The organism is Pseudomonas putida (genome assembly GCF_022627325.1).
Classification (GTDB): Bacteria; Pseudomonadota; Gammaproteobacteria; order Pseudomonadales; family Pseudomonadaceae; genus Aquipseudomonas; species Aquipseudomonas putida_X.
On the sequence record NZ_JAETZZ010000013.1, the window covers coordinates 90,368 to 104,288 of the forward strand.

13 protein-coding genes and 1 tRNA gene are annotated in these 13,921 nt (G+C 54.0%); 1 reads left to right on the forward strand and 13 read right to left on the reverse strand.

Annotated features, from left to right (window positions below):
• Positions 1-843: 843 nt before the first annotated feature.
• Both JNA92_RS20170 and JNA92_RS20175 read right to left on the reverse strand, forming a co-directional pair.
• Positions 844-2,229: a DEAD/DEAH box helicase gene (locus JNA92_RS20170; protein WP_182387394.1), complete on the reverse strand. Its 1,386-nt coding sequence runs from the start codon at positions 2,227-2,229 to the stop codon at positions 844-846.
• The gene (locus tag JNA92_RS20175) at positions 2,226-2,795 is read right to left on the reverse strand and encodes a hypothetical protein (RefSeq protein ID WP_182387397.1); all 570 of its coding nucleotides are present in this window, start codon (positions 2,793-2,795) and stop codon (positions 2,226-2,228) included. Before JNA92_RS20175 ends, JNA92_RS20170 begins: the two co-directional genes overlap by 4 nt.
• 102 nt (positions 2,796-2,897) lie before the next feature.
• On the opposite strand from JNA92_RS20175, the gene JNA92_RS20180 reads away from it, so the two are divergent.
• Complete coding sequence (locus tag JNA92_RS20180; protein WP_084850276.1) at positions 2,898-3,116, forward strand: helix-turn-helix domain-containing protein; 219 nt, start codon at positions 2,898-2,900, stop codon at positions 3,114-3,116.
• A 184-nt stretch (positions 3,117-3,300) separates the two neighbouring features.
• On the opposite strand, the gene JNA92_RS20185 is transcribed toward JNA92_RS20180, so the two are convergent.
• From JNA92_RS20185 to lolB, 11 genes are all read right to left on the reverse strand, one after another.
• Positions 3,301-3,732 (reverse strand): hypothetical protein, encoded by a 432-nt coding sequence (locus JNA92_RS20185; protein ID WP_241806314.1) that lies wholly within the window; start codon positions 3,730-3,732, stop codon positions 3,301-3,303.
• On the reverse strand, positions 3,716-5,791 hold the full coding sequence (locus JNA92_RS20190) for a hypothetical protein (protein ID WP_182387401.1): 2,076 nt from the start codon (positions 5,789-5,791) through the stop codon (positions 3,716-3,718). Before JNA92_RS20190 ends, JNA92_RS20185 begins: the two co-directional genes overlap by 17 nt.
• On the reverse strand, positions 5,752-7,479 hold the full coding sequence (locus tag JNA92_RS20195) for a site-specific integrase (protein ID WP_182387402.1): 1,728 nt from the start codon (positions 7,477-7,479) through the stop codon (positions 5,752-5,754). Before JNA92_RS20195 ends, JNA92_RS20190 begins: the two co-directional genes overlap by 40 nt.
• On the reverse strand, positions 7,472-8,362 hold the full coding sequence (locus JNA92_RS20200; protein ID WP_182387403.1) for a site-specific integrase: 891 nt from the start codon (positions 8,360-8,362) through the stop codon (positions 7,472-7,474). Before JNA92_RS20200 ends, JNA92_RS20195 begins: the two co-directional genes overlap by 8 nt.
• Positions 8,363-8,855: 493 nt before the next feature.
• Positions 8,856-9,956 carry a redox-regulated ATPase YchF gene (gene ychF / locus JNA92_RS20205; RefSeq protein ID WP_008099042.1) on the reverse strand — a complete coding sequence of 367 codons (1,101 nt, stop codon included), beginning with the start codon at positions 9,954-9,956 and terminating at the stop codon, positions 8,856-8,858.
• 22 nt (positions 9,957-9,978) lie between these two features.
• On the reverse strand, positions 9,979-10,563 hold the full coding sequence (gene pth, locus JNA92_RS20210; protein ID WP_008099045.1) for an aminoacyl-tRNA hydrolase: 585 nt from the start codon (positions 10,561-10,563) through the stop codon (positions 9,979-9,981).
• A gap of 76 nt (positions 10,564-10,639) precedes the next feature.
• Positions 10,640-11,236: a 50S ribosomal protein L25/general stress protein Ctc gene (locus JNA92_RS20215; RefSeq protein ID WP_241806315.1), complete on the reverse strand. Its 597-nt coding sequence runs from the start codon at positions 11,234-11,236 to the stop codon at positions 10,640-10,642.
• Positions 11,237-11,354: 118 nt separating this feature from the next.
• A complete protein-coding gene (locus JNA92_RS20220) occupies positions 11,355-12,296 on the reverse strand; it encodes a ribose-phosphate pyrophosphokinase (RefSeq protein WP_003247410.1) in 942 nt (313 codons plus the stop codon).
• A 48-nt stretch (positions 12,297-12,344) separates the two neighbouring features.
• Positions 12,345-12,419 (reverse strand) — tRNA-Gln (locus JNA92_RS20225).
• Between the two features lie 19 nt (positions 12,420-12,438).
• On the reverse strand, positions 12,439-13,299 hold the full coding sequence (gene ispE / locus JNA92_RS20230) for a 4-(cytidine 5'-diphospho)-2-C-methyl-D-erythritol kinase (RefSeq protein WP_241806316.1): 861 nt from the start codon (positions 13,297-13,299) through the stop codon (positions 12,439-12,441).
• Between the two features lie 3 nt (positions 13,300-13,302).
• Positions 13,303-13,920: a lipoprotein insertase outer membrane protein LolB gene (gene lolB, locus JNA92_RS20235; protein WP_241806317.1), complete on the reverse strand. Its 618-nt coding sequence runs from the start codon at positions 13,918-13,920 to the stop codon at positions 13,303-13,305.
• Position 13,921 lies beyond the last annotated feature (1 nt).

The following is a 13,921-nucleotide window of genomic DNA, read 5'->3' on the forward strand; positions in this document are numbered from 1 at the left end:
TGTCCGCAAATCCGTACCACGCCGCTTTCAGCACAAAAACTGAGGACAAAGATCCAGCGTCCAGTTACTGATGCGAAAAAGGGCCACGCTACTCGGGATCCTGAAATGCAAGGTGGTGTTTCAGGTGACTGCTGCTCTTAGAAACAGCTTTCAACGGCGGCGTAACGGTATTCACTCGGTGAAAATCGACCTGCCCGACCGAATAACAGCAGGGCTGTAATGCACTCCGTGTACGCTAGAGCTTCCTTCTGGACGAAGCGCTCGTACAGGGCGCGTTGAGATTGAGGCACTTTAGCGCGATTTTCTAAGCACTGTTTAACAAGTGGACTAAGCATGGACCCACGAACATCGTACCGGGCGTCAACCGCCTTTAGCACTGTTGTCCAGCATGAATAGAAGATTGGAGGCAGATGGCCAGAAGGCAGTAAGCCTATTTTATCGATCATACCTATTTTATGCTTAGATGTTAAAGAAAACGAGATTGCTTTGATTTGATACCATGATATTTACTCTACAGTCAGCAATAAACTCCATGATCGATCCGGTACAAGAAATCTACCAAATGTAAGAAACCATCGGTGGTCGACGCAACGCAGCGAGGCACACGACGTCCAAGCCCCCAGGCTTCTTGAGCAAGCCACAGATGAGCGAGATTTGAGTTTCCTAGAACGAGCCCGGCAAGATGGCTTACGCAAGAAACTCTTAGCATGAAACAACGTTGCTCCTGGCTCAAACAGCCATGAAGCCGGGGCTTATCCATCCTCAGATAAGTTAGCCTAATCACATGAATTTACCACCCCGGACTACATGCGAAAAATATGTAGGTGCGTACTTGATCATCCGTTAGTAGATGGACAGAATTTCTGTTCGGAACCCCGTGGAAAGTTCCATTCGGAACATGCTTTCTTCTGACAGTGCCCCCTGAATCACTTCATCTGAAGCTGCGGAGGTCTTGAGCACCTGAATATCAAGCGGGCAATTGACTGGCTGCTCCACAGAATCCTCATGGACAGTGGAACCCGCGGCATCAAACCGGAGAAGCTGCGCATAGTCCAATACAGCCAGGTCATCCGGTAAGTCTTCAGCCACTCGCTGTGAGAACTGGACTAAAGAAGGCTCCGCAAGAACGTAGAGCCACGCCTCGTTATCCTTGCTTCCTGTTCGCCTCAGCACTCTGCCCAGAACTTGGCGATAATGAAGTTCGGTTCGAATGCGGCTCAGGTAGCAGCACACCTGCAAGCGAGGAATATCTGTGCCTTCGCTGATCATACCGACCGCGACAATCCACTTACCTTTCCCACTTCTAAAGTCATCTATTAGCTCATGTGCTCCCGGAGTGCGCGTAGTGACTACTACGCAATCCTCGCCGCGTGATTTAAGTACCCGGGCGACCTGGTTGGCATGCCTAATGTTTGTGGAGACTACCAGGCCACCCGCATCGGGAATCCTGCAACGCACCTCATCCAATCGGCTACGCCCAAGATCAATGACCTTCTCGACCATGTCGCTATGGGTGAGCAAGTCCTCAAATGATACTGGGGACTCATTCAGTAGTTGAGCGATGCTTGGATAAACTGTCACGATCGGCGAGTCGTCAACTAGCTCGGTGAGTTTCACCGCGCCATTATCGATGACCACTATTCTTGGAGATCGGCAGACGTTGTCTGCGACTGCTTCCTTCAGACCGTATCGAAAATCACAAACGAGGCGACCTTCAGGGTCGGAATATCGAGCCATAGCAATCGCTTTGTCATCAGAGCGCCAAGGAGTTCCGGAGAGGGCGAGAGTGAAAGCCGCCTGGTCCTGCAACCGTTGAAGGATGATCTGGCCCCAAGAATTGCTTAAAAGCGGATCGTGCCCAGCGCAATGGTGGATCTCGTCGAATACTGCAAAAACACGATAGTCATCGAGCAACTGCCAAAAAGAGGCTGACTGATGACCCATTGCTTGATAGGTATTTGCGACCCCCACCGACCCCAAGCGGCCGTCAAACGGTCGACCCATTACGTGAGCGAATGTCTGCTCCAATCCTGCAACCACTTGGCAAGATGGGGCAAAGCAAAGAACAAGATCAATAGCCTCGGCTTCCAATAACCGCTTCGCGACTTCTGCAGCCATCCGGCTTTTGCCAGAGCCAGGTGTAGCTTGACAAAAAAAATGTGATGAATGCCGATACCGCTCCAGCGCTGCAGCAACGCAAGCGCTTTGCCATACACGCAGATCCTTCATACGGTGACCAGCAGCTTCAACGTTTTTTCGATTGCACGAAGGTGTCCCAAAAGCTTCGAACTGCGATCTCGCGCGTCAATGTAGTCATCTTCAACTCGGACCTTTAGTGCCGGCATCTCAGTAAAAAGCTGTTTATAGCGCTCGGCCTCGCCTAGAGCTGTGAGCATGTCCAGGCGGATTTCCTTCGCCAGTGACTCAAGCCTTTGCGTAGGGCAATCGTTGTGCCGCTGGTGTAACTGCGTTTTGGGGGGGATCACGCTTGGGGTGTCACTCTGTTCATTTGGGAAACGATGATCAACCAGTAAGAGGGTGATGGTTTCAGGCATCTCCATCACATGAAAAATCTGGTCGCGCTTACGCCTGATCGGATCGTGCTTGACCCATCCCACGCGTTTGAGGCGTTGGACTTGGTCGTAGATATATCGCCACAGCTCAACGTCGTTAATCTGGACGTCCAAGAGGCTGGCATAGCCAAGCCTCATCGAGCGGATCGAAAATTGCTCGAAATCGCCATCCTTGAGCAGCTTGAAGACATGCCTGTCTAGCTTAAATGTCGCAGGTTTCATGCAGGCACCCATAAAGCCGAATCGGGCGAAATGCGGATTATAATCCGTCGCTTGCTGTCAGGTAAACGACCGATAGTGCCGCCTTGGTCAATCGAGGCGGTTATGCAAGGGCTGGCAAAGGATCTCGGACAGAAAATCCGTGAGAGGAGGATATTGATCGGGTTGTCTCAGGACGCTCTCGCATTCGCGTGTGCGATAGATCGTAGCTACATGGGAAGGATCGAGAGAGGTGAGGTCAACCTCACCGTTGAAAAGCTTTACAAAATAGCCGTCCAACTCAAGTGCCAACCTCATACTCTAATGCCGCGTCTGCCCCGCTAAGCAGCTGACTGATTGATGTCACGACTCAGTTCTAGGATCGCTGAGTTAAGTACACATTCACAATGCTGAGCCGGCTTTTTGACCCGCAACGCCAGGAGCCTCCTTTCATGCTTTGGCAACTCGCTGTCTAAAAGCTTTGGAGGCGAGTAGTATGCTCTGTTAAGCTTCCAACGTCATACGACTGTTAATCCTGTAGCTTCAATGTCGAAACCGATTGAAAGTTCTTCAACTGTTCTTTGACTGATTGCAACTCAAAGGTTAGCTCAATCACTCTCCGTTGTGCACTAATCAGCTGTGAATGGGCAACGTCTCGCTGCGCTATCACTTCTTCCAGGCGCTTCTTCATATCGGCCCGCAGGCCTCGTTGCCGGAGAAGCTCTTTCCTCTTGGAAGGGCGATCCTGCATGTTGATTTCAATGTAAGCCTGAATTTCTCGGATTAAGGACGGAAACCTGGACTTTCGCAGTGCGCTAGGATCGCATTCAGCCTCCCGGGCTACATTGTTCTGCGATACAATGCTACCAGGATTTAAAACATTAGGTTTATTGGCCTTCAGGCGTTCAAACGCTAGTCGAAAGCGTTGTTCGGCGGTTAGGCATTCAGCTTCTGACGACATTCAGATAATTCTCCAAGCCTTTGCGCTCAGCCAATAGCGCCCTATGACGGGGGCTATTGATGGCAACAATTGCCAGTTCTTGATCGATTAACCGCAACTCCGCTTCGATGTTTTGAACCTTGTCGCGGTCGTAAAGTACGTCAGCACACGGTGCGTTTCCGTCGCCGCCAGTGCAACGTGAAATCGATTCGATTCCCCCATAAGGGCAAGTGCCTCGGTGGGTGCAAGCACCGACGCGCATTTCTCGGAAAAAAATTTGACCACGACGCCCAGCAGCGGCTAGCGCACTGGCATCTTTGTCGCTGACCAAATTGACCAAGACCATCTGCTTTCGCTCATTTCCAATCGGAGACACAAACCGATCTCCAACAGCAACTAGTATTTTATTTGCCATAGCCTCATACATAGCTCCAACGATCATGGCCTCAACCTCTTCGTTGAGCAGTAGCTTTGTGTAGCCGCGACCGTAATACAATGGCATCAGTCTTGATGCGTGCTTCATCTGAAACTGCAGGCTCGAATCAGAGAGCAAGCCACTGGCGAACATATTCACCGCACCAGTACGTCGTAACTGGTGCCAAGCTAAAGGCCATGCGCGTCCTACAGAAAATATCTCGCTTAGGTTTGGTGTCAGCATCTTAGCGATTCGTAAGTCTGCTTCAGTTATGCGAAGTTGGTTCTCGTCGAACAGCCGCTCGAAACGCTTATGAAGTGCACTAAATGAAACGACGTGTATTCGTACAGAGTATGGTTTGGATTTGCTATTGCTGCTAGACGTACTCCACGGTTCGGTTGCTTTGCCAAAGAGATAGGGGTTCTTAATGTCCGCGTCTGTTGGGCGTGAGTATGGATCAGCCGCTGTACATCTCATTCGAAGGTGAGCGACGGAGCTCATTGCTTTCACTGCTACTTCAACGCTTGGGGTTGTAGGCCACCTAGCATCGCTGTCCACATCTGTTTTAGTAGTTTCGCCGCAAATTATTGGTATTCGACCAAGTTTCTCGTCCAGCTCCCAAGTCAAGCAGTCTGCACGTAAAGATGACGCTTCGGTAGTACGCTGAAGGGTGAAAGTTGTAATGTAGGCAAGTCCAGCATTCTGGACCAGAGACATATAGGCGGATAAGTTTCTAATTTCCATGCCAGTAGAGGGGATGGAAACCCATTTCTCAATTAGCTCTGCAATTCCGAATCGCTCGGCAGTTAAAGAAAAGCGGCCATGATACACGTATCCCGCCTTAGAGCCTCTCCCAGGGCGCTCTGGTGACCAAAACGGCAAAGTATTGCTTCTGCGCTCCGTAAAAGCGGCTTCCAGAGAGCCCGAATTTTTAGCATAGGCGTCAACACAGAAGTGGAAACAATCTTCGATTTTTTTCTGATGAGCAAGATAATCGTCTAGACATGCTTTCAGCCGTTCAACCTGATAAGTCCAAATGCGGGGTGGAATATATGCTGTTTGCTCGGTTTCGAATTTTGGACTCGTAGCCGCGAGCCGCTTAATCCCTTCTGGGTCTACGAGGTAAAAACCCAGGTGTTCGCGAGCGTCCCACAGCCGATGAAGTTCTAGTATGGTTGATTTATGCTCGCTGGGTGGAATGATACCGGGAAACTGGTCGAACACCTTAGGAAAGCGCATTAACTCAGTCGCTACGATGCGATTGTCACTACATAGCGAGATTAAGCGACGTATTGCTAGGAACACTCCCTTCAGTCCGTTTGCTGAGCGGCAGGACTTCACTCCCCACATGCGCCACGTGGTTATCACACGAAGCAAGTCCGCGTTAGCTACGTCTAATTTCTTGGCTCTACGATTTTTGAGGTCGTCGCCAAAATCAAGAATCATCGATTTCCCAGCCCACGGAGATATATCCCAAACGGAATCACCCCAACGTGAAAGAATTTTCCCGTCGCGATCTTCGCTGACAACCCACTCCCGTGGTGGTGGCCAGCTAGGAGGGCGAAAAGACTGATTATTCGGAGTCAGCCAGTCGCAGCTGGATCCGAAAATTTCGAGCGAGACTTTCAAAAGATGTCCTCCACAACCATAATTCTTCTTTTCCACTCTGGATGATAAAATCCTTCTTCGACGCGAGCTAATACTTCTTCTAGCCAAGCCTTGCGCTTTTTGTTGGATTCGCCGAGCCAGCGAAGCTTTTCCGATATTCGGTCAATAACAAGTTGTGCAGGATGAACTTCTTTTTCGTGCCGCGGAGGTGTCCATTTTGAGACCTCTATGATTTTCAGATGTCGAAAACAGGCTAATGACCAAAGATAGTCGATCGTATCGATGTCGCGGTGATGTTCACACCACATGCAACCTGACGGTCTGATGCAATCTGGTGTTGGAGCATCTTTTGGCGCGGACTCCAACTGAACTGATATACCGTCGCACAGACCGGGGCCAGCAGGCGTTGTGCAAATAACTGTTGGATCGTGCTCAGACCAAAACCGAATGATTTCGCCCATTGCTCGTTGCTGACTAGGGCGTTCGTAGGTGGTAAGTAGAGTTTCTTTATGGTGTTGCGCCATTGATGCTGTCAGGTCTGCATCACCAGAGCGGCGAAGAAGCCAATTTACGCGAGTATTTCGTAAACTCTGAGGCGGGACGAAGTTGAGACCAATTTTTTTGCAGGCGGCTCTGAGATAAAATTGCGGGTGCTTATGGAGGGCTCGGCCACCACTTCGAATGAAGGGAAAAATGGAATCTGAGCCAGGAAATAGCAGCCGACGCCAATCGAGGTACCTTTCAAAATGAGGCTTGTACTCTTTAAAGACTTCGAAAAGTACTTCGCCATGTCGTCGTGCCTTTCTGTCTCTTACTTGATAGCCATCGAGATGGCTAGAGTAAGTGAATTGGCGTAGCTTTAATTTGTGCGCCTGGGTGAAGTTTATGCCGGTCTGCGCAATGAACATCAGCAGCTCTGCTTCAATTCTTCGATTGGCTATTGGGTAGCGAGTACGAAGAGTACCATCCGCTTCCCAGGCCCGAAAATACTTAAGAGCAATTTCTCGGTCGGGAGTGGGTGGGCCATAATTGTAAGCCTCCAAATGCCGTTCAGCGAATGCTGGGTGGTTAAAGCCCGACCATTCAACCAACTCTTTTCCGTAGCGGAGGGGTATGCGAATGGGAAGAGGAGATTTCAAAACTACTTCAACCGATAGCGCATCGCAGATGTCCTGCAGAAACTGCCCAAACGCAAAGGTATCTTCGAGGTTCTGCTTTTCGGCATTGACACCCAATGCTGTTTTTCGCTGTTTTGGCAGGCGTAAGCGGCTCATTGAAAATAGCGGTATCTTTCGATCTAAGACAGCGTCAAGTACATTGCCCGCACCTACGCCTATTGTGTAGGCGGAGACTTGACTCATATCCTTGATTATCTGGTGCCTATGTACCAGTGAGTCTGTCCAATCTAAATAGATTTGCTGAATCGACTCAATTACGAGTGAGTGTCCTTTGTCCTCGGCCCAAATGAACATATTCCTAATATAACGAATTTCGTTCTGCGCAGTATATGCACTTCCACCGGCTATCAGTTTGGCATTGATTACCTCGTGTATCTTTTCTACGAGATCAAACCGTTCGCGTAGAGGCTGCCCAAGTGCTCCATTTGCTATCATGCGGGTTACTTGCCAGGTCGTGGCTTTTGCCCCGCCGTAGTACAGCAGATAAGTGAGGTCCCATGGGGTTTCGCGAGTGCCTATAATGACGTCCGGAAACGACAAATTTGGTAATTGAATAGTTTCATGCATTGAAGTCGTCCCAGCTTCGTCTCCGGAGACCAGTAAACGCTTCGTGGAAAGCTTGTGCTACCTCTTCTTTGCCCTTTGTACTTTCAAGAAACTTTACATACTTGAAAGTCGTCGATTCGTGTTTGTGAAGCATCGCGCTCTTAACAAACTCAATTGCAGCCGCAGTCGTTGTAACACTGAGGGCCAATTTCATCAGCCATGTTCCGTAGGTGGCTCGGGTCTGATGGAACTTGAAGCGAGCTATAAACTGCAAATTTGCACGCCGGGCCTTATTTCGCAAGCCCGTCATTAATGTGCCTATTGTACTATTGCTATACGGTTTTCCCCGTGAAGTAAGGAAGAGCACCGACCGGTAAGGACTAGCGGCTTTCGCTTCTCTCTTAAGCCGCGCTGTTGAATATGCGTAGCGCTTCAGCTCATCGAGAAGGATCTTTGGGAAAGTAAGATAACCCTCTACATTGAACTTGGTAGAAACTTGTGTCCCGGGCCCAACCCTGATCAAGAAAAGGCCATCAATGAAAGGGTCGGGCTGGGCCTGCTCCAAATTTTCAATTCGCAGCGTGGAGATAGTACGAAGACGTGCGCCGGTAAAGCAGCCGATGGTAAGCATCAGATGGAGCTCTTCGGTCTCCTCATTTGCTGTGAACTCAAGGAGCTCCGTCATATGCGTATCGCTTAGGGGGAGCAGACCATCTTCTAGGCGGTCCCCTGGCGCTCGGCGATTTGGGATAGCGAGATCCGTCGACATGCGGGTGAGCGCACGTCTGAAACCGTGTGTGTCGTGGTAACGAATTAAGATGGGGCGTTCACGCCACATCGGCGTGTTCGTACTGATAAAATCGTGTTCAGCCGCGAATCGATAAAACTGTACGACCGCATTCATGCGTGCTCGCGCAGTGCTTGACGCCAAGGTCCCTGTTTCAATTTGGTGGATTAAATGGCCACGGAAGCGAACAACAGCGCGTTCAGACCTGCGAAGGGGAAAGTGCCGCCAATCAAGCTCGTTTTTCTCAAGGAAGCACGCATATGACCGCAAGTGCTTCATCAAGCTTTTCACGGTCTCAATGTCGCGGTTGTGATTGGTAAGCGTCTCTAGCGCCCAAAGGTTCACTTCGGCCCAGCTTGGTCCGCTCTCCCAAAAGATTTGCGGTAGACGCGGGATGCTTCGCGCGAGCCTATCGTGCTCCCACTCAAGCTCATCACCTACGTGGGCTTCGCGCCAAGGCTTGAAGTCCACGTGCTCTAGGTATGCCATTGACACCCCCATTTCGCGGTTGAGCAAAGGCAATTGCAGCCCTAGCCCTGCGCGAGCAAATCACAACCTCAATGCATGTCCATAGGCTGGCACACAAAGGGTGGATGTCAATGGGGTCGTACTAGACGTTAAAGCGGAAGTGCATCACATCGCCGTCTTTAACGATGTAGTCCTTGCCTTCCAGGCGCCATTTACCGGCTTCCTTGGCTCCGCCTTCACCCTTGAACTGGATGAAGTCGTCATAGGCCACCACTTCAGCGCGGATGAAGCCTTTTTCGAAGTCAGTGTGGATCACGCCCGCTGCCTGCGGGGCAGTGGCACCGACACGCACGGTCCAGGCACGTACTTCCTGCACGCCGGCAGTGAAGTAGGTTTGCAGGTTCAGCAGTTCGTAACCGGCGCGGATCACGCGGTTCAGGCCAGGTTCTTCCAGGCCCAGGGCCTCGAGGAACATGTCCTTCTCTTCACCGTCGTCCAGTTCGGCGATCTCTGCTTCGATCTTGTTGCACACCGGCACCACGACCGCGCCTTCTTCTTCGGCGATGGCCTTGACCACGTCAAGGTGCGGGTTGTTGTCGAAGCCATCTTCAGCCACGTTGGCGATGTACATCACCGGCTTGCTGGTCAGCAGGTGGAAGCCACGGATGACGGCTTTCTCGTCGTCGGCCATGTTCTTCATCAGGCTGCGGGCCGGCTTGCCTTCGGTGAAGTGCGGGATCAGCTTTTCCAGGATTGCCTTTTGCGCCAGGGCTTCCTTGTCGCCGCCCTTGGCATTGCGGGTGACCTTCTGCAGTTGCTTCTCGCAGCTGTCCAGGTCGGCGAAGATCAGCTCGAGGTCAATGATCTCGATGTCGCGCTTGGGGTCGACGCTGTTGGAAACGTGGATCACGTTTTCGTCTTCGAAGCAGCGCACCACGTGGGCGATGGCGTCGGTCTCGCGGATGTTGGCGAGGAACTTGTTGCCCAGGCCTTCACCTTTCGAGGCACCGGCCACCAGGCCGGCGATATCGACGAACTCCATGGTCGTCGGCAGGATGCGATTAGGCTTGACGATTTCCGCCAGCGCAGCCAAGCGCGCATCTGGCATCGGCACGATGCCGCTGTTCGGCTCGATGGTGCAGAAGGGGAAGTTCTCCGCCGCGATGCCAGACTTGGTCAGGGCGTTGAACAGGGTGGACTTGCCGACGTTGGGCAGGCCGACGATGCCGCAATTGAAACCCATGGGTATTCCCCTCTCTAGGAAATCAGGCCTTCTGGCTGTGCAGCTCGCGCATTGCCTTGGCGAAATCGCCGGCAAGCACGTCAGGCAACACGCCGAGGGCAAAATCGATGCTGGCGTCGAGCTTCTCCTGCTCGGCGCGCGGCGCGCGGCCCAGGACGAAGTTGGAGACCAGTTTGGCGTCACCCGGGTGGCCGATGCCAAGCCGCAGGCGGTGGAAGTCGTTCTGGTTGCCGAGCTGCGCGATGATGTCGCGCAGGCCGTTATGCCCGCCATGGCCGCCGCCGCGCTTGAGCTTGGCGACGCCCGGAGGCAGGTCGAGTTCGTCATGCGCCACCAGGATCGCTTCCGGCTTGATGCGGAAGAAATTGGCCAACGCCGCCACGGACTGGCCGCTACGGTTCATGTAGGTGGTGGGGATGAGCAGACGAACGTCGTTGCCCTGATGGCTGAATTTAGCCGTCAGGCCGAAATACTTGCGGTCAGCGGTCAAGGAGACGCGCTGGGCGCTGGCAATGCGTTCAACGAAAAGAGCCCCTGCGTTATGCCGGGTCTGTTCGTATTCGGGGCCGGGGTTACCCAGGCCGACGATCAACTGGATGGCGGTCACGTAGGGGCTCTTCCTTGGAGTTGGTGGGTTACGGTGCGCGGCACTGTAACCCGATCAACACCGGCGCGCGAGTGGATTACTCAGCGGCGCCTTCTTCAGCTTCTGGAGCAACGCGTGGCGCGTGAACGTTGGCAACAGCTTTGTCATCACCGTGGGCCAGAGCAACGAACTCTACGCCTTTCGGAGCTTTCAGGTCCGACAGGTGGATGATGGTGCCGATTTCAGCATTGCCCAGGTCGACTTCGATGAACTCAGGCAGGTCTTTGGCTTCGCAGGAAACTTCGATCTGCGATTCAACGTGCGAGATCTCGCCGCCTTTCTTGACCGGTGCTTCTTCGTTGATGAAGTGCACTGGAACAACAGCGGTCAGCTTCTGGCCAGCAACGACGCGAACGAAGTCGGCGTGCATGATGAAGCCTTTGGCCGGGTGGCGCTGCATGGCCTTGACTACGACGTTCTGCTTGGCGCCGTCGACGTTCAGCTCGATAACGTGGCTGAAGGCAGCTTCGTTTTCGAACAGCTTGGCGATTTCCTTGGCCACGATGGTCAGGGATTGAGCGTCTTTATCGCCACCGTATACAACGGCTGGGATGCTGGCGGTGTGACGCAGGCGGCGGCTCGCACCTTTCCCCAGGTCACTACGCACTTGGGCGTTCAGAGTGAAATCAGTCATTTTGTTTCTCCAAAATAGCCCCCCGAGGGCGTTTGCGACCAGCGCCAACGGGGATGGCAAAAAAGCCCCGCCCCAACACATGCTGGGGCGGGGCGCTTCATATCAGTACCTGTTCCGCTTAGCGGAACATCGCACTGATCGATTCTTCATTGCTGATACGGCGGACCGCTTCAGCGACAACCGGTGCGATATCCAGCTGGCGGATACGGTCACAGGCTTGAGCAGCGGCGGACAGCGGAACGGTGTTGGTCACCACCAGCTCGTCCAATACCGACTTCTCGATGTTCTCGATCGCACGGCCCGAGAGGACAGGGTGCGTGCAATAGGCATAAACCTTGGCCGCGCCGTGTTCTTTCAGTGCCTTGGCCGCATGGCACAGGGTGCCGGCGGTATCGACCATGTCGTCTACCAGGATGCAAGTGCGCCCTTCGACGTCGCCGATGATGTGCATGACTTCGGAGTGGTTGGCCTTTTCACGGCGTTTGTCGATGATACCCAGGTCGACACCCAGGGACTTGGCGACGGCACGTGCGCGCACGACACCACCGATGTCCGGGGAGACGATCATCAGGTTCTCGAAACGCTGGTCTTCGATATCGTCGACCAGTACGGGCGAGCCGTAGATGTTGTCGACCGGGATATCGAAGAAACCCTGGATCTGGTCAGCGTGCAGGTCGACGGTGAGAACACGGTCGATACCCACGACAGTGAGCATGTCAGCGACGACTTTGGCGCTGATGGCTACACGTGCCGAACGCGGACGGCGGTCCTGGCGGGCGTATCCGAAGTAAGGAATCACGGCGGTGATTCGGGATGCTGAGGAGCGGCGGAAGGCGTCGGCCATCACTACCAGTTCCATCAGGTTATCGTTGGTCGGGGCACAGGTCGGCTGAATAATGAAGACGTCTTTACCGCGGACATTTTCATTGATCTCAGTGCTGATCTCACCGTCGGAGAATTTACCGACAGAGACGTCACCGAGAGGGATATGCAGCTGACGTACGACACGCCGAGCCAGATCGGGGTTAGCGTTCCCCGTAAAGACCATCATCTTGGACACGCGCAGTACCTGGAGGCTGAGGGTATACCTGGATGAGTATAAGGAAAATGGCAGGGGCGGCTGGATTCGAACCAACGCATGGCAGGATCAAAACCTGCTGCCTTACCGCTTGGCGACGCCCCTGTATCTGTTGCTGCGAGCGCTATGCACTCGACTTCTTGACCAGACTTTGCAGCTTGCGATGCAACATCGAAACATTGCTTCCTTTCGCCACAAACCCTGTTTGGGTCGCTGAAAGAAGGGCCAGAACTTTATCAGCTTCGGCTTTGCTTGGGAAGGCCCCAAACACGCAACTTCCAGTGCCGGTTAATCGAGCTTCAGTAAATTTACCCAGTAAATTCAACGCGTTGCGAACTTCCGGGTAACTTTGCTCTACCACCGGTTGGCAGTCATTTCGACTGTTTCCCTCGGGAACGGGGCGCATCTTAAGGGGGAGGGAATCACGTGTCAACTGTGGATGTGAAAAAATTTCTACTGTGCTGACAGACACTTGCGGCACCAGCACGACGTACCAGGGTTCTGCCGGGTCGACCGGGGTCAGTTGCTCACCCACACCTTGGGCGAATGCAGCATGGCCACGCACGAACACCGGGACGTCGGCGCCCAGTGTCAGGCCCAGGGCAGCCAGGCGATCTTCGTCCCAATCCAGTTGCCACAGGTGCGCCAGCGCCAGCAATGTGGTCGCGGCATCCGAGCTTCCGCCGCCGATACCGCCGCCCATGGGCAGCACCTTGGTCAGCCAGATATCGGCGCCAAGCCCGGTGCCGGACTGTTCCTGCAGCGTGCGCGCGGCGCGCACGATCAGGTTGCAGTCGTGGGGCACCGCTTCGATTTCGGTGTGCAGGCGGATCGCGCCGTCTTCACGCAGGGCGAAGGTCAGTTCGTCGCCGTGCTCGAGAAACTGAAAGACAGTCTCCAGTTCGTGGTAACCGTCCGGACGGCGGCCGATGATGTGCAGCCACAGGTTGAGCTTGGCCGGGGCGGGCAGGGTGAGCCTGTGCATCGGTCAGTGCCCCAGCTGGCGCGGCTGCCAGTCCTTGACCACCAGGGTCACGTCGAGGTCCTTGCCGTGCAGTTTCAGGCGCTCGGGCAGCCAGTAGCCGTTCTGCTCGGTGTAGCTCAGGTACTGCACCTGCCAGCCGTCCTGGTCCAGGCTGGCCAAGCGGCTGTCGCCATCGAGGGTCAGCTTGCTCTTGCTGTCGGGGGCGGGCAGGCCGCGCACCCACCAGACCAGGTGCGACACCGGCAACTGCCAGCCCAGCTGTTCTTCCAGCAACGCTTCGGGGCTGGCGGCTTCGTAGCGGCCTTGGTTGGCCACTTCCAGTACCACACCGCCGGGGCGGCCGGTCAGGCGTGCTGCGCCTCGGCCCAGCGGGCCGGCCAGACGGATGTCGTAATAGTCCTGGCGCTGCAACCAGAACAGCGTGCCACTGCCGGAGTCGCGCGGCGCGCGTATGCCGACCTTGCCGTTGATCTGCCAGCCATCGAGGCTGCTCAATTGCGCTTTATGGGTGCGCCACTGCTGTGGGTCGCCGTGGCCTTGAAGGGCCTCGCGGCTACCGAAGCCGGCACAGCCAGCCAGCAGGGCGATCAGGGTGAAGGTGATGCAATGGCGCAAAAACATG